16 protein-coding genes and 2 pseudogenes are annotated in these 15,373 nt (G+C 67.1%); 6 read left to right on the plus strand and 12 right to left on the minus strand.

The genetic code is table 11. From position 1 onward, the window contains the following. Positions 1 to 2: 2 nt before the first annotated feature. Positions 3 to 914: a PLP-dependent cysteine synthase family protein gene (locus P1N55_RS03940; RefSeq protein ID WP_276277681.1), complete on the plus strand. Its 912-nt coding sequence runs from the start codon at positions 3 to 5 to the stop codon at positions 912 to 914. Here P1N55_RS03940 and P1N55_RS03945 read toward each other — a convergent pair. The 6 genes from P1N55_RS03945 to cyaB form a co-directional block, all read right to left on the minus strand. Then, entirely contained in the window at positions 911 to 1,672 is a 762-nt protein-coding gene (locus P1N55_RS03945; protein WP_276277682.1) for a helix-turn-helix transcriptional regulator, read from the minus strand. The genes P1N55_RS03940 and P1N55_RS03945 overlap by 4 nt on opposite strands. Before the next feature lie 260 nt (positions 1,673 to 1,932). Further along, positions 1,933 to 2,475 (minus strand): DUF5804 family protein, encoded by a 543-nt coding sequence (locus P1N55_RS03950; RefSeq protein WP_276277683.1) that lies wholly within the window; start codon positions 2,473 to 2,475, stop codon positions 1,933 to 1,935. Between the two features lie 27 nt (positions 2,476 to 2,502). Then, complete coding sequence (locus tag P1N55_RS03955) at positions 2,503 to 3,690, minus strand: tRNA sulfurtransferase (protein WP_276277684.1); 1,188 nt, start codon at positions 3,688 to 3,690, stop codon at positions 2,503 to 2,505. 64 nt (positions 3,691 to 3,754) lie between these two features. Then, the gene (locus tag P1N55_RS03960) at positions 3,755 to 4,156 is read right to left on the minus strand and encodes a carboxymuconolactone decarboxylase family protein (RefSeq protein WP_276277685.1); all 402 of its coding nucleotides are present in this window, start codon (positions 4,154 to 4,156) and stop codon (positions 3,755 to 3,757) included. A gap of 225 nt (positions 4,157 to 4,381) precedes the next feature. Beyond that, positions 4,382 to 5,584, minus strand: a complete 1,203-nt coding sequence (locus tag P1N55_RS03965) for a methionine adenosyltransferase (protein WP_276277686.1) — start codon at positions 5,582 to 5,584, stop codon at positions 4,382 to 4,384. Positions 5,585 to 5,644: 60 nt separating this feature from the next. Then, on the minus strand, positions 5,645 to 6,190 hold the full coding sequence (cyaB, locus tag P1N55_RS03970; RefSeq protein ID WP_276277687.1) for a class IV adenylate cyclase: 546 nt from the start codon (positions 6,188 to 6,190) through the stop codon (positions 5,645 to 5,647). An 80-nt stretch (positions 6,191 to 6,270) separates the two neighbouring features. Between cyaB and P1N55_RS03975 the strand changes: the two genes are divergently transcribed. The 3 genes and pseudogenes from P1N55_RS03975 to P1N55_RS03985 all read left to right on the plus strand — a co-directional run bounded on the left by P1N55_RS03975 (position 6,271) and on the right by P1N55_RS03985 (position 8,576). Next, positions 6,271 to 7,293 (plus strand): threonine ammonia-lyase, encoded by a 1,023-nt coding sequence (locus P1N55_RS03975; RefSeq protein WP_276277688.1) that lies wholly within the window; start codon positions 6,271 to 6,273, stop codon positions 7,291 to 7,293. A 51-nt stretch (positions 7,294 to 7,344) separates the two neighbouring features. After that, positions 7,345 to 8,326, plus strand: a pseudogene (locus tag P1N55_RS03980) (FKBP-type peptidyl-prolyl cis-trans isomerase). A gap of 64 nt (positions 8,327 to 8,390) precedes the next feature. Further along, positions 8,391 to 8,576, plus strand: coding sequence for a hypothetical protein (locus P1N55_RS03985; protein ID WP_276277689.1), 186 nt, complete (start codon positions 8,391 to 8,393; stop codon positions 8,574 to 8,576). A gap of 33 nt (positions 8,577 to 8,609) precedes the next feature. On the opposite strand, the gene P1N55_RS03990 is transcribed toward P1N55_RS03985, so the two are convergent. The 3 genes and pseudogenes from P1N55_RS03990 to P1N55_RS04000 all read right to left on the minus strand — a co-directional run bounded on the left by P1N55_RS03990 (position 8,610) and on the right by P1N55_RS04000 (position 11,299). Further along, entirely contained in the window at positions 8,610 to 9,839 is a 1,230-nt protein-coding gene (locus tag P1N55_RS03990) for a glycosyltransferase family 2 protein (protein WP_276277690.1), read from the minus strand. A gap of 177 nt (positions 9,840 to 10,016) precedes the next feature. After that, positions 10,017 to 10,644: pseudogene (locus P1N55_RS03995) on the minus strand (RAD55 family ATPase). 139 nt (positions 10,645 to 10,783) lie between these two features. Next, on the minus strand, positions 10,784 to 11,299 hold the full coding sequence (locus tag P1N55_RS04000) for a MinD/ParA family ATP-binding protein (protein WP_276277691.1): 516 nt from the start codon (positions 11,297 to 11,299) through the stop codon (positions 10,784 to 10,786). A gap of 88 nt (positions 11,300 to 11,387) precedes the next feature. On the opposite strand from P1N55_RS04000, the gene pyrB reads away from it, so the two are divergent. Next, a complete protein-coding gene (gene pyrB, locus P1N55_RS04005; protein ID WP_276277692.1) occupies positions 11,388 to 12,302 on the plus strand; it encodes an aspartate carbamoyltransferase in 915 nt (304 codons plus the stop codon). After that, complete coding sequence (pyrI, locus tag P1N55_RS04010) at positions 12,299 to 12,766, plus strand: aspartate carbamoyltransferase regulatory subunit (protein WP_276277693.1); 468 nt, start codon at positions 12,299 to 12,301, stop codon at positions 12,764 to 12,766. Before pyrB ends, pyrI begins: the two co-directional genes overlap by 4 nt. A 230-nt stretch (positions 12,767 to 12,996) precedes the next feature. On the opposite strand, the gene P1N55_RS04015 is transcribed toward pyrI, so the two are convergent. The 3 genes from P1N55_RS04015 to P1N55_RS04025 all read right to left on the minus strand — a co-directional run bounded on the left by P1N55_RS04015 (position 12,997) and on the right by P1N55_RS04025 (position 15,345). Continuing rightward, a complete protein-coding gene (locus P1N55_RS04015; protein ID WP_276277694.1) occupies positions 12,997 to 13,248 on the minus strand; it encodes a hypothetical protein in 252 nt (83 codons plus the stop codon). 178 nt (positions 13,249 to 13,426) lie between these two features. After that, positions 13,427 to 14,419 carry a DUF4350 domain-containing protein gene (locus tag P1N55_RS04020; RefSeq protein ID WP_276277695.1) on the minus strand — a complete coding sequence of 331 codons (993 nt, stop codon included), beginning with the start codon at positions 14,417 to 14,419 and terminating at the stop codon, positions 13,427 to 13,429. Between the two features lie 2 nt (positions 14,420 to 14,421). Beyond that, positions 14,422 to 15,345, minus strand: a complete 924-nt coding sequence (locus P1N55_RS04025) for a S49 family peptidase (protein WP_276277696.1) — start codon at positions 15,343 to 15,345, stop codon at positions 14,422 to 14,424. Positions 15,346 to 15,373: the final 28 nt, after the last annotated feature.

Below are 15,373 nucleotides of genomic sequence, written 5' to 3' on the forward strand. Positions count from 1 at the left end.
CAATGGACGCGTCTATCGTCGACACCATCGGGTCCCCGCTGGTCTCCGTGCGGGCACCCGAGGGCGCGACAGTCGCCGCGAAGGTCGAATCGTTCAACCCCGGCGGGTCCGCGAAGGACCGCCCGGCGAGGTTCATGATAGAGCGGGCCGAACGCGAGGGGACGCTCGCCGACGGCGACACGCTCGTGGAGCCGACCAGCGGCAACACCGGCATCGGGATGGCCATGGTCGGCGCCGCGAAGGGCTACGACGTCGTCCTCGTGATGCCGTCCTCGAAGTCGCCCGAGCGCCGCCAGATAATGAAGGCCTACGGCGCCGACATCGAGCTCGTCGACGGGGACATCTCGGCGGCGAAAGAGCGCGCCGACGAACTGACCGAGCGGGAGGGGTACGTCCAGCTGCGCCAGTTCGAGAACCCCGCGAACCCCGAGGCCCACTACCAGACGACCGGCGTCGAGGTCGTCGACCAGGTCGGCGACCGGACCGTCGACGCGCTCGTCGCGGGCGTCGGGACCGGCGGCACCATCACCGGCACGGGCCGCCGGCTCAAGGAGGCGTACCCGGACCTCGAGGTGATCGCCGTCGAACCCGAGAACAACGCCGTGCTCTCGGGCATGGAACCGGGGACCGGCGAGGACAGCTTCCAGGGGATGGGGCCGGGCTTCGTCAGCGAGAACCTGGACGTCGACCTCCTGGACGACGTCGTGACGGTCACCCTCGAGGAAGCCGAGACCGAGTGTCGTCGACTCGCCCGCGAGGAGGGTATTCTCGTCGGCCAGTCCTCCGGCGCGTCGAACGTCGCGGCCTACGACGTCGCACGGCGCCTCCGCGACGAGGGCGTCGAGGACCCGCTGGTCGTCACAGTGTTCTGGGACAGCGGCGAGCGGTACATGTCGACCGGGATGTTCGACTAGTCGAGGCGGGTAGCGGACTCCCGGTAGGCCTCGTACTGGTCGGCGGCCCACGCGTTCATCGTCTCGGTGTCGTTGTTGACGACGCCGCTGATGCCAGCGTCCGCGTAGGTCACCAGGCCGCTGACGGTCCCGGACGGGCGCTCGGCCGTCCACACCGCCGTCGACATGGGCTCGTCGGTGACAAACAGTGAGAGGGTCGCCGCGTCCGTCAGGTCGGCCAGGCCGTCCGGATACTCGCTCTCCAGGGCGTCGGCGACCGTCTGGGTCACGACCAGTTCGACCGTCGCCCCCCGCTCGACGAGGCCGACCATCGCGTCGATGTAGCGGGGGATGACCGCCGGGCCGGTGCCACGGAACTTCGTCGCGCCCTCGAACAGCGAGATCGTGTGTTCGATGGGGGCCTCGGGGGCGGCCCGCGTCGACTCGACGACGTCCGCGCCGTGTAGAATCGCCGGGTCGACGTCGACGTGCCCGTCGAGCGCGGCCAGTACCGGCTGTGCGGCGAGCAGTGTCTCCAGACGGTCGAGAAACCCCTCGTAGGCCGCGAGCGCCTCCTCGCCGGCGAACGTCACGCGGTACCGGCTCCCCTCTCGTTCGACGAGGCGGCAGTCCTGGAGCGCCCCGACGGCCCTGTCCACCGTCGACCGGGACGTGTCGAGCGCCTCGACCAGTTCAGGTTTGGTCAGCGGGGTCGTGAGTGCCCGGAGCACGTCGGTCCGCTTCGCGACGATGTCAGCCGTCGCCGACACATCACACATTTTGTTCTACATATTCGCCGTCGGATAATAACTCGTTTTCGGTCGCCATGCTGTCACTCACGCGGGTGAAAACACCGCGAACACGGGGCCACGCTCAGGGGCCGGGAGAATTGCCGGTCCCTCGGTATATGTACCCCTGAACTGAAACGATAGGAGTGGGTCCGGTTCGGCGGCACGAACGGGCCCGGCGAAGCGCCCGCTGGAAACCAGATGGGTCGTGCCTCTGACACACGGGCGCTTCCGTCGTTTCCGTACGGTGGTCACGCGCCGAACTCGTCCTCGGTGACTCTGACGACGAGCGTGTCGTCCACCTCGCGCAGGTCGTACTCGGGGATGCCGTCGCCCGTCCGCGCCACGAGCATCGGCTCGACGAGCCGTGGCGGACCCTCCTGGGCCGGCGGCTCCGCAGACGGCGTGCCGGCGTCCGTCTCCGCGTCGTCGTCGGCGTCTTCCACGTCGGCTTCGTCGTCCCTGACGACGCCGTACACCGTGAGGAACCGGTCCGTCTCGTCGGGGCCGACGGCGTCGTCCCTGACGGCCGTCGCCAGGTCCCGAGAGAGCCACTCGGTCTCGTGAATCGACGGTTCGCGGACGAAGGCGGCGTCGACGAACCGGACGAGGTACCAGTTCAGGTCGTTCAGCAGGGCCACCGCCGCGCCCAGACTGACCGTCTCGACGGCCAGGCAGTTCTCGAACGGTTCCTGCAGGTCGTAGGTCGCCAGCGCGTTCCGGGCGGTCTCACGCGAGAGCAGTTCGTAGCGGAGGTTGATGTCCTCGCTCCCGACGAGACAGACCTGCGTCATGTCAGTGCCCTCGCCCGCCCCGGAGATTTACCTTTCGATGGGGACGACCGACCGGTCGCGCGCCGCCGCCCTGGCGCGTTCGAGCAGGTCGTCGGGTTCGGCCGCTCGCACCGCCTCGAGCGATGCGTCCGTCTCCGGAAGCGACGGCGCGAGGCGGTCACACCCGGCGTCGACGGTCGCGTCGCCGAAGGTGCCGAGTTCGCGGGCCTGCTGGGTGATCTCGGGCTTGTCGGCCGTGAGTAGCGGCCGATGGACCGGGAGCGCCGTGGCCGCGTCGGTGACGGCGAGGTTCGCGCTTGTCTGACTGGACTTCTGGCCGATGGCTTCGCCCGTGACGATGCCGACGGCGCCGACGTCCTCCGCGACGGCCTCAGCGGCCGACAGCATGAACCGGCGGAGCGCGAGCATCCGCAAGTCGCCCATCGTGGTGTCCAGGTCGGCTGCGACGTCGCCCGCGTCGACGACGTGCGTCGAGAGGTCCTCGGTCGGCGCGGAGGCGGCCAGCGTCTCGACGGTCGCCAGCGCGCGAGCCTCGTGGTCGACCCCGCCGTAGTCACCGAGGTCGACGTAGACCGGGACGACCGGGGCGCCACGGCGCATGAGGTGCCAGGCGGCCACTGGCGAGTCGATGCCGCCACTGACCAGCGCGACGACGGGGCGCTGGCTCCCCAGCGGGAGTCCCCCCGGGCCGTCGCGACGTTCGAGGAAGACGAACGCCTCCGTCTCCCGGCACTCGACGAACAGTTCGAAGTCCGGGTCCTCGAGGTCCACGACGGGGTCCTCGCCAAGCGCCGCGATCGCGTCCCAGACCGCCGCGCCGCCTTCGGACTCGATGTCGGTGCTCGCGAACGGGTGTGCGTCGGCGGGTCCCGCCCGTCGGGCCCTGACCGCGAACGCCCCGCCGTCGTAGTGGTCACGCGCTGCGGCCGCCAGCGCCCCGGAGATGGCCTCGAGCGTCGGGTCGACGGTCGCGGCCGGCGAGGCCGACGAGACGCCGAACGTGTCGGCCGCGGCCGCGGTGGCGCCCTCGGGGTCGGTCGTGTGGACGAACAGCCGGTTGCGCCGCTGTTCGACGTCGCCGTCGACGCCCCGGTCCTCGAGCATGGCTCGGAGATTCGCCGCGAGTCGGGTCTCCATCTTCCGGCGGACCTGCTCGCTCTTGACACCGATGTCGCCGTGTCTGACGAGGACCACGTCGGCGCCGGGCGGGTACATATCCGAGGTACCCGGATGGGAAATAAATGGGTGTCGGCTTCCCTGCCGACTGTTCGTCGCCGGTTCAGTCGCCGCCCTGGGCCTCGAGGTGGTCCACTATCTTTGCCAGATCCGCCTCGAACTCCGCGATGTCCTTGCCGGACGCGTGCAGCATCGCGCTGTACCGCGAGGTCAGACTCGCGAGCGAGACCACCTCCTCCAGTTCCGCCTCGGTCGCGCCGTGCAGTTCCGCCGCCGTCCGGTGGAAGTGCAGGCAGTATGGGCACTTGATGTTGGCCGCGACGGCCAGGCCCATCAGTTCGCGGTACTTCGGGGGGATCTCGGACTCGCCGACCGTGTACTTCTTGAAGAACGGCCACTCGGAGGCCACGTCCCCCTCCGGAATCGAATCCAGCGGGGACGGGACCATCCCGAACGTCTCCTCCATGTCCTCTCGGACGTCTGTCGCTGACTCTGTTGTCGCCATTGTCGGGTGTCGCTGTGTCGTGGTTCGTCGTCGGTGCGGTGCCTTGGTGGCACTGCAGCTATGGAGCGGGCGAACTTTGTTATGTGTTAACACCGCTGAACAGTAGGCTCGCTACCCGATGCTAACTGTGGCATACCTGACGTCTCCGGCGACCCGACGGTCGAGGAGATACGTACCAGAAATCCGAGTATCGACCGGCGACGTGACGGGCGGCTTACAGCCGACTTAGAACGTCGAGACGTCGCCCTCGATGACCTGTTCGGTGACGTCGGTCACGGCCGCCAGTTCCTCGTCGACGGCCGCGCGGACCTCGGCCTCGATGTCGCCGATTTCGACGCCGTCCTCCGTGACCAGCATCGCGTCGGCGACGTGTGGCTGGTCGATGGGCGAGCCGATCTGGGACAGCAGACGCAGCTGGAGCTGGCGGATTCCGTCGACCTCCTCGACGACCGAATGGGCGATCTCCGTCGAGAGCAGGTTGTATATCTTCCCGATGTGGTTGATGGGGTTCTTCCCGGAGGTTGCCTCCATGCTCATCGGCCGGTTGGGCGTGATGAGCCCGTTCGCGCGGTTGCCCCGGCCGACAGAGCCGTCGTCACCCTGTTCGGCGCTGGTGCCGGTCACCGTGAGGTAGATGGACTGTTCGTCGTAGTCGTCGGCGGTGTTGACGTGGACGGTCACCTCGCGGTCGGTGTACTCCGTCGCGAGCGTCCGGACGTACTCGCGGACGTCCTCGACGGCCGCCTTGTACGTCTCCAGGTCGGGGACGTGCTCGTCGATCATCGCGACGGCGACGGTGACGTCGACGTGGTCGCCCTCGCGCTTGCCCATCACCTTCACGTCCTGGCCGACGACCGGGTTGTCGGCCGCGTACTCGCCGGTCAGCCGTCGCTCGGTGTTGTAGACGATCTGCTCGGTCTCGGAGAGCGGCGCGTGGCCGACGCCGTAGCTCGTGTCGTTGGCCATCGGGACGGCACCCGCCTCGCCGAAGACCGTCTGGAGGTCGCCCGAGCCCTCGCCCAGCTGGACGTCGACGATGATGTCGCTCTCGGCGTCGAGGTGGGGGAACGTCTCGTCGAGGTAGCCGCGGGCGGCCTCGAGTGCGATGCGTTCGGCCGGGAACCGCTGTCCGTCGTATGTCTTGGTCGCGCGACCGACGATGAGGAGGTAGATCGGTTCGAGCACCTCGCCGCCGCCGTAGGCCGGCGCGGCCGTCCCGGCGACGAGCTGGGTCTCGTCGGTGTTGAAGTGGAGGACTTTCCCGAAGCGCTCGATGTAGCCCTGTGCGAGCGCCCGTGCGACGGTCTCGGCGACGCCGTCGCAGATAGAGTCGGGGTGACCGATTCCCTTCCGCTCGACGATCTCGACGTCCTGGTCTTCGACTGCCAGCCCGTGTTCGGGCTGGACGTGGATGTTCCGATCGGTCATTGCGCGTGCCTTTGCTACGGTGGGTTCTATAACTTACGGGAACAGTTCGCCCAGCGATGATTACTCGTCTGCATTTTCGAGCAGCATCCCGAGGTAGGAGGTCCGAACCTGGTCGTCCGGGTCGAGGTCGAGTGCACGGAGGACCTCGTAGGCGCCCTCTCGGGCCCGCTCGACGCCGGTTTCGTCGGTCTCGGTCTCGACCTCGACGAACTCCCCCACGTCCTCGACGTCGTCCAGCGTCACGGTGTAGCCGTCGTACCGGTAGAACTGCCGGTCCTTGTGGACGGTCGCTGCCGGGGCAAAGCCCATCCGCTCGAAGATGTTCGCGGTCGCGGTCGGATCTGCGACGACGGTCTCGAACTCCTCGCGGGTCTTGGACTCGTCGTCGACGAGCGGTCCCTTGTAGGTGAGCTTCGTCGTCGTCTCGCCGTCTCGGGTCTCCGCCCGCGTGCGCAACGCCTCGTCGGTCTCGGCGAAGTCCCGGTGGGGCGCGTCGTAGTACGTGTCCACCTGCACCACCGCGCCCGCCTGCTCGGCCCCGAGGTCGGCGAGGGCGCGCCCGACTCGTGCCAGGTCTGCGGGCACCTTCACTTCGACTTCGTACATGCCACGGGGTGGGGACGGGTCGCCCAAAAGCGGTCCGCTCCGACCGCGTGATTTACTGTCCCGGCCCCGAGAGGGGAGGTATGGACAGCCGGTACACCCCTGTCGAATCGCCGGACGAGACGACAGTGTTCCCCTATCACGACCTGACGCCGCCGTCGACGGCCGACGTGGCCGCCGCACGGAAGGTCGTCCGGCAACACCTCCCCGAGACGCCGCTGGTCCGCTCGGAGGCCCTCTCGGCCGAGCTCGGCGCCGATGTGTACCTCAAGCGCGACGACACGCTCCCAACGGGCGCGTTCAAGGTCCGTGGCGGCGTCAACCTGGTCGCAACACTCGACGACGAGTTCCGCGAGCGGGGCCTGCTCGCGGCGAGTACGGGCAACCACGGCCAGTCCATCGCCTGGGCGGGCCGCGAGTTCGACGTGCCGGTGACCATCGGCGTCCCGGCCGACGCGAACCCCGAGAAGGTCGCCGCGATGGAGCAGTTCGGCGCCGAGGTCATCCAGCACGGCCCCGACTACGACGCCGTGCGCGAGCACATCGAACACCTGGCCGCCGAACGACGGGCCCGGTACGTCCACTCGGGGAACGAACCGAAACTGGTTGCCGGCGTCGGCACGGCCGGCCTCGAAGTCGTCGACGAACTCCCCTCGGTCGACCGGGTGTTCTGTCCCGTCGGCGGCGGCTCCACGGCCGCCGGGTACTGCCTCACCGTCGGCGCGCTGACGGACGCCGAAGTGGTCGGCGTCCAGGCCGCGGCGGCGCCGGCCGTCCACGACGCCTGGCGCGACGGCACCCTCGACCCCCACGAGCGCGTCGAGACGATGGCCGAGGGCGTCGCGACTCGGGTCCCCTTCGCGCTCACGCTCGAGGTGCTCCGCGAGCGGCTGGACGACTTCCGCCTCGTCTCCGAGTCGGCCATCCGCGAGGGCGTCCGTGACCTCCTCGTCGACGAGCGCATCGTCATCGAGGGAGCCTGTGCGACGGGCGTCGCGGCCGCCAGACAGGCAGGCGACGACCTCGCCGGGGAGACGGTCGTCATCCCCGTCTCCGGGCGGAACATCGCCGCCGAGAAGCTCGCCGAACTGCTGGGTGCGGACTGACGACGGCCCCGAAACGTTGTCCTTAAGAGTGCCACGACAGACCAGTTCCGTATGAGCAACGAGTCCGAGGCCGACGCGGAAGCGGTGGAGGAAGAGGCAGACACGGCGGACGAACAGACAGACGGGCTTCAGGAGGGCGACGTCGTCAAAGCTCGCCTACACCGCCCGCACCGTCGACGGCGGCCAGCTGGTCGACACGACGGACGAGTCGGTCGCGGAGGAGGACGGCATCGACACCGAGCAGCAGGACTGGGGGCCCCGCACCATCGTCCTGGGAGAGGCCCACATCTTCCCGGACGTCGAGGAGGACATCCTGGGCAAGGAGGTCGGCGACGAGGGCACCGTCACCGTCGCGGCCGCCGACGCCTTCGGCGAATACGACGAGGAGGAGGTCCGCACCGTCTCGAAGGACAAGATCCCCGAAGACGAGCGCTACCCCGGCGGCCACGTCGACATCGACGGCGAGCACGGCCACGTCGAGACCATCATCGGCGGGCGCGCACGCGTCGACTTCAACCACCCGCTGGCCGGCGAGGACGTCGAGTACGACTACGAGATCGTCGCCGAGGTCACCGACCGAGAGGAGAAGGCCCAGGGCATCCTCGACCTCATGCTCGACATGAAGCTCGACGTCTGGTTCGAGACCGACACCGTCGAGGAAGAACAGCTCGTCGAGAGCGAGGCTTCGGAAGAAGCCTCGGACGAAGGCGGCGAAGCCGCCGAAGCGAGCGAGCCCGAGTACGAGACCGTCGAGGTCGAGAAGGAGACGCTCTACATCGAGGCTACGCCGCAGCTGACCATGAACCAGCAGTGGATGATGGGCAAACAGCAGATCGCCCAACAGCTCACCCAGCTGCTCGACATCGACCGCATCATCGTCCAGGAGGAGCTGGGCGGGATGGGCATGGGCATGCCCGGCATGATGGGCGGCATGGGCGGCGGTGGCGGCATGGGCGACATCGAGGACGCCCTCGAGGACGCCGACGTCGACGCCGAGGAGATCATGGACGAGATCGACGACGTCGAGGAGTAAGGGCGCCGGCGCGGCCCTCGGTCCGAAACACCACGGTTTTCAGGCCCACACGCGACGACGAGTCATGCGCACGTCGCTCGTCTACCCGGCACTCTTCGCGCTCCCGCCGGGCATCGCCCTCGGCATCGGCGTCACCCTGTTGACCGGCCGGGTCGCCTGGGGCGTCGCCGCCGCCGTTTCCGTGGGTGGTCTCGTGCTCGCCCTGGTGGTCCTGGGTACGGAGGTCGGCGAGCCCAACTTGGAGCCGTAGCCGACGCTCGGGCGCGAGACCGGGCGTCCGGCGTCACTGGGTCCGGGGCGGTTCGACGACCTGCTCCTGGGCACGGTCGTCGGGATCGTCGTCGGACTCGTCGCCGACCAGTTCCGCGTCGATTCGGGGGTCCGGGATATACTCGGGGGCGACCTTCTCCGTGACTCTGAAGTTCGTGGTGGGCGAGAAGATGGCCCAGAACGCCCCGACGGCGTGGACGACAGCGACGACAGGAATCGTCAGGAAGAGGGCCGCAAGCACGCGGACCCGTTCGCCGTAGTACCAGTACCCGAGGAACGCCCACCCGAACAGCCCCACGAGCTGGAAGGCGACCGTGTAACCGTAGACGACGGGAAACGCGACGATAGACAGCGGCGTGACGAACGGCAGCGCGAGGGCCGGCGAGACGAACACCAGCCCCCACGCTGCGTTCCGGAGGAGCGAGAGCAGCCTGTATCGAAGCGGCAGGAGATGCGAGTCTGCGGCGGCCCCCGATATCCACCGGCGACGCTGGTGGACCATCTCGCGGACGGAGGGCGGGGCCTGGTTCATCGCGCGGACGTTCAGAAACTGCAGGTCGACGTCGGGGTCCTGGAACGCGCGCCAGAGGAAGTTCGTGTCTTCCGTGACCGTCTCGGCGTCCCAGGTGACGCGGTCCTCCAGGTCGCGCCTGACGGCGAACCCGCCGCCCCACGCGTAGAGCGGATACCGGAACCGCGGGAACACGGCCTGTTCTATCTGGAACCCCATCCGAAATATCTCGGCCAGGTACGCGACCCATGACCCGCTGCGGACCGGCTGTTCCGAGAGCTGGACCACGTCCGCGTCCGGCAGGCCGGGACACTCCCGGAGAATCGTGTCCTCGTCGAGATAGAGGACGTACGGCGCCGTCGACGCGACGTTGCGTCGCGCCCACTCGAGTGCCCGCCCCTTCCGGGTGGCGGCACACGAGAACGACGCCGGCACGTTCCGCACGTCCGCGCCGGCGACGTCGATGTCCCGCTCGGCGACGACGCGCACCGCCGCGAACCCCTCTGGCAGGGCGTTCACCGTCCCCTGGACCACCGCCGCCGCATCGACGGTCACGACCCTGACTTCGATGTCTTCGAGCCCGTGTTCGACCGGCCCACGCGGAGCGCGACTGAGCACCAGGACCTCGAACAACCAGAACACGGTGGCGACGAAGAAGATACCGAGCGTCGTCCACGCGAAGAGTGTGTACGCCGAATCCCACGCCAACCCGTACAGCCCTATCCCGACCATGGAGTACCTCCACATTAGCGTGACGGTAAGTGGTACATATCTGGTGTAACTCCGTCCGAGAAAGGCCCCGAGATGTTGGGAGGTCTGGCGGAGCCGCCGCTACGTGCACGGACATCCGTACAGCGACCACCGACACGACGAGCGGCGGACGGCGCCGGCGGCGGAGAGACGGTCCGCTCAGGCGATATCGCGCGAGGTGTCGATGCTGACCTCCTCGTCGAGGTCCAGTTTGATGACGTCCTTCGGGGCGCGGCCGCCGCGGAACTTCGGGATGGCGAGGCGGTTCTCCACCTCGTCGCCGCGGACGCGGGTGTCGAGCTGGAAGATGACGTCGGCGAAGTGCTCGGTGGTGTCCCGGAGCGGCGGGATGCTCCGCCCGTCCAGGCAGTGGAGGATGGCCAGACTGCCCGTGTTGACGATGTGGTTCTGGAGGTCGTTCATGAACGCGCGGAACCTGGACGGGGGCTCCTGGGCCTCCAGGACGTCCAGGGTCCACGATGAGGTTGGACGTCTCCGGGAGCGCCGAGACGAGCTTCCCGGCGTTGTCCAGCGGCGCCTCCCCGGAGATGTGTCGCACCGTCGGGTCGCCGGTGTTGGCCGGCGTCTGCTCGATGCTGGCGACCACCGACTCGGCGGTGCGGTCGAGCGAGAGCCACAGCGTCCCGCGCGTGGCCGTCAGTTCGTACAGGAAGAGTTCGGCCTGGCTGGCCGGGTCGGCCGTCAGGGCGACGATGCTGCCGGCTGGGATACCGCCGTCGAGCTTCCGATCGAGAACCTCGATGCCCGTACGCAGCCGGTTCACCATTCACTGAATATCGTACAGCCACACGATTAAGCATTCCGCTTGTACAGGTTTTTCGCCATCGCTCGGTACTGTACGGCCGGTTCCCCCGCTTCGAGTGGAGGTAGTGATACGTCGGGGACGTGGACCGCAGGGTGAGGTCCTAGGAGCGGCGCCGGGTCGACGGCACCGTCGCTTTGTGAGACCACGGTGAGCGCCGGCGGCGCATCGAGTTGGCGGGCCATCGCCGCCGTCTTGACCGCGTCCAGCAGGCTCTGTCGCGTCGGCGTCGAGACCAGCACGCACCGATCCGCGGCGCGCAACGGTGTCGCACCATCCGGACCGGCCCCGCCGGGCAGTCGAGCAGGACCGGGCGGACACTGGCGTCGAGCGCGTCTAGCACCGACGCCAGGGCGGCCGAGGACGCCCCGGCACCGGGCAACACGTCGACGCCGTCGATTCGGGGTGACGCCTGCGCGGTGGCCAGCGGTGCATCCCGATCCGCGGCGGCCGCGACGCCGGGCGTCCGCGAGACGCCGGCCCGCCGGTGGAGGTCGGGCATGTCCAGGTCGGTGTCGACCACCACGGGGCGCCGCCCGGTCCTCGCCACGGCGCGTGCGATGCCCAGCGCCGTCGTCGTCTTCCCACAGCCCCCCTTCCCGCCTGCGATCGCGAGCATGGCGGGTGTGGTCCCTGCATGGGACTTGAACCCTCGGTCCGTGCGTGTCGGGGGATTCAAGACCATCGGGAGCGCCGTTCCGTGTGAGATGCGGCACGACCATATCATCAGCGCGACACAACTCACACGGGCCGACATCGAGGCGGTGCTCGACCACGCGGCCGACATCGCCGAGGAGCCGAGTGCGTACGCCGACCGGCACTCGGACAAACTGCTCGGGATGCTCTTTTTCGAGCCCAGCACCCGGACCAAGATGAGTTTCACGACGGCGATGAAACGACTGGGGGGCGACATCGTCGACATGGGGTCGGTCGAGTCCTCGAGCGTCAAGAAAGGCGAGTCGCTGGCCGACACCGTCCGCGTCGTCGAGGGCTACGCCGACGCGCTCGTGTTGCGCCACCCGATGGAGGGTTCGGCGAAGATGGCCAGCGAGTTCGTCGACGTCCCGCTGGTCAACGCCGGCGACGGGGCGGGCCAGCACCCGACCCAGACGCTGCTCGACCTCTATACCATCCGCGAGAACGCCGGCTTCGACGACCTGACCATCGGCATCATGGGCGACCTGAAGTACGGGCGGACCGTCCACTCGCTGGCCCACGCCCTGACCACCGTCGACGCGCGCCAGCACTTCATCAGCCCCGAGTCGCTCCAGCTGCCGCGGTCGGTCCGCGTCGATCTCCACGACGAGGGGGCCGACGTCCGTGAACACACCGACTTAGACGAGGTGCTACCGAAACTGGACGTGCTCTATGTCACGCGCATCCAGCGCGAGCGCTTCCCCGACGAGAGCGAGTACCGCGCCGTCGCCGGCGAATACCAGATCGACGCCGATACCCTCGAGGCAGCGTCCGACGATCTCACCGTGATGCACCCGCTCCCGCGCGTCGACGAGATCGCCCACGACGTCGACGGAACGACCTACGCGAAGTACTTCCAGCAGGCACACAACGGCGTCCCGGTCCGGATGGCGCTCCTGGACCTGATGCTCGGAGGCGAACAATGACTGACGACGACCGACAATTACGCGTCTCGAAGATCCGCAACGGCACCGTCATCGACCACATCACCGGCGGCCAGTCGCTGAACGTCCTGGCCATCCTCGGCATCGACGGCACCAGCGGCGACTCCGTCTCCGTCGCGATGAACATGCCATCCGAACGCCTCGGGCGCAAGGACATCGTGAAAGTGGAAGGCCGCGAGCTCTCCCAAGAGGAGGTGGACGTCCTCTCGCTCATCGCGCCCGCCGCATCCATCAACATCGTCCGCAATTACGAGGTCGTCGAGAAACACCGCGTCGAGCGCCCCGACGTCGTCGTCGGCATCCTCGAGTGTCCCAACCACAACTGCATCACCACCGAAAACGAACCCGTCGAGTCCCGCTTTGCCGTCACCGACGACGGCGTGCGCTGTGAGTACTGCAACACCATCATCCGCGACGACCTGCCGGCACACATCCTCGCGGAGTAGTCCGCAAGACCCGTGTCCGGCGTTTCGGTATCACCCGCCGTCGGCGATACAGCTGCAAACGGGGTACAGCAGACCAGGCTCTGTTGAAACCCTCGGGAGTGAGCAGAAAACGCGTGTCGGATGTAGAGCGGACGGGCAGCGAGACGACGGGTCTGTGTCGACTCGAAGCCGATGGACTACCCGCTCAGTAAACCTGCAGATTGATCGCTACTCCAAAGGTATGGTGAGAGTCAGGCGGTGTTGTGCCAGTAATCGGTGGCGCGGTACAGGAGATACAGGACAGCGTTAAGCACACCAGTAACAGCAAAGACCTGCCCGAGTTGGAGCCAGAGTTGCTCGAAGGGCAGTCCAAGATCACTTACTCCGTATGTGAACACCGCAGAGAGAACTCCCCAGATGATGAGAATTGCCGCAATACGTGCGCCGTCTTCGATATATGACGATACCGCTTGTGCCTGAGGAATGGAGGGCTTATCAGACATGTCGGCACGGTTCTAACTTCACTGGTAAATATCCCCGGACTAGATAGACTAGTACGGTCCCTGTTCCCCGTCGGGAAGTGCTCCTCCTGTACCGAACGATGTATCGGAGGCGATGCTCCGAACAGTCAGCCAGCGCGTGTGCGAGGCGAAAAAATTCGAGCAGTCGATTCCCGATCTCTCAGGGCCGAGTCTGCTCGGGGCCCGGCGTCGAACCAGTCTCGGATGACGGTTCCGGTTTTTGTGGGGCGTCAGCTGGGGACTTCTCGCCGGAGACGAGGAAGTCCAGCAGATTCCCGACCAGTTGTTCGTTATCAGCACGGTAGAGGAATTCCTGCGTGGCAATGCTGCCGTCACCGACGGCGACGACGTTCCCGGACCGCGCGAGGACACCGTACGTGCCCTGTCGCCGAGTCTGTGAGAGGGTCGTCCCATCGGTTGTCGTCAGGAGCGTGTTGGACCCAGTCACGGGTGTCGACGTGTACAACACCGTTCGGTCGACGCCCTCAGTGAGCGGCGAACTGCCAGTCGGGGTCGCGTAGACACTCCGATAATTGAGCGCGTACTCTTGCATGTTGTACAGGTAGCCGTTGTCGTAGGCAAGCCCGTGTTGGGACAGAACTGGTGCGAGCGGACTCGTCACACTGCTCCCGCCACGTGGCATTCCAAACAGCGCCAACCCACCGTAACTCGCCTGGGCGGGTTCGTTCATCACCAGTACACGCCCACCGGCGTCGGTGAACGCGTCCAAGCCAGCAAGCTGGGCCTCAGTGTACCGGCTTTCCGCACCGAGTACGAGGAACGCGTCCGCCTCACGTAACGAGGCGTTGAGCGACCGGCCACCCTGTCGTTTCCCGACGTGGTACTGCACCGTCGCACCGTTCTCGGTGAGTGTCGTCACGATCGGGGCGAGTGCTTCACGGTCGATCTCCGCACCGTGGCCCGCATCGATGAGGATCACCTCGCCGGAGGCGTTCGCAGCCATCGTCAGTTCGCCGGTCTGTGCAGGGGCCGTCGCGGCCGACTCGTTCGCGTCGAACGACGGTGTTTCGATCTGGTTGACGGCTGGTGCGGCCCCAGCAGATCCGCCGGTTGCGAATGAGCCCGCCACGGCAGCCAGGACGAGCACGCCGACAAAGAAGCCGACACGCGTGACGACGCCAGTATCGACCACGTTCAGGCACCTCCCGCAGCGGTGGTGTTCGACACGACACGTTGCTCTTCGGGGGTTCCGTAGATCATGAGGAAGTGAACTGAATCGACGCCGCGGTGTGTGTACGGGGCCTGTTCGCTGCCGGCACTCCCGTTCGTGGATTGTGCGCTCGAGGCAGCGAAGATAAGCCCGCGTGGCTGTGCCGGGTCGTGGTAGACGACCTGATACTCGCTGAGACCGGCCTCGGTCGCCGCGTCGTCAATAGCGGCTTCCAAGCCGCCGATGTCGTCGGCATAGCCGGTCTGAACGGCTCGGAGACCGTTGTACGCAGATGCCTCGGCGACGGTTTCGCGAGAGACGGTTATTCGGTCGCCACGCTCGGACATGACCGCACCGACGAAGGCTCGCTTCATCGATTCGAGACTGGCGTAATACTCGTCTCTGGTCATGCCGCGGTGGGCCTTGTCGGGACCGGTTGTCGCCGCCGGACTCAGACCGCCACTCGGTGCCGTCCCGATGACACCGACGTGCCCGACGATGCTGCCCGGCGTCGCATAGATCTTGTCGCTCGGCACGGCAGTGTAGTACGCGCCGGAGGCAGCGTACTGTCCGACGCTGGTATAGACGGGTTTCTCGTCCGCGAGGCGCTTGACTGCCATGTACATCGATTCACTGGCAGCGGCGCTCCCGCCCGGACTCGATATCCGAAGCACGACGGCCTTGACAGACTCGTTACTCCGCACCTCGCGGAGTTGCTGTATCGTATCCTGTGCCGTCGATTCACTGATCGTCTCGTCGATGTTCACCACAGCGACGTACTGTTCGTCCTCGGCCACGACACCCGTCGCAAACGGGACGAGTGCCGCGCCGACCAGAATCGCAACGACCGCGAGGACCGTATACGACTGGAGGGCAGTTGCAACTCTACTATCGATTGGATTATCCATGGAGGGCGTCCGTTTTTGATATTTTGTT

Origin of the sequence: Haloarcula regularis, assembly GCF_029338315.1 — an archaeon.
Taxonomy (GTDB): domain Archaea; phylum Halobacteriota; class Halobacteria; order Halobacteriales; family Haloarculaceae; genus Haloarcula; species Haloarcula regularis.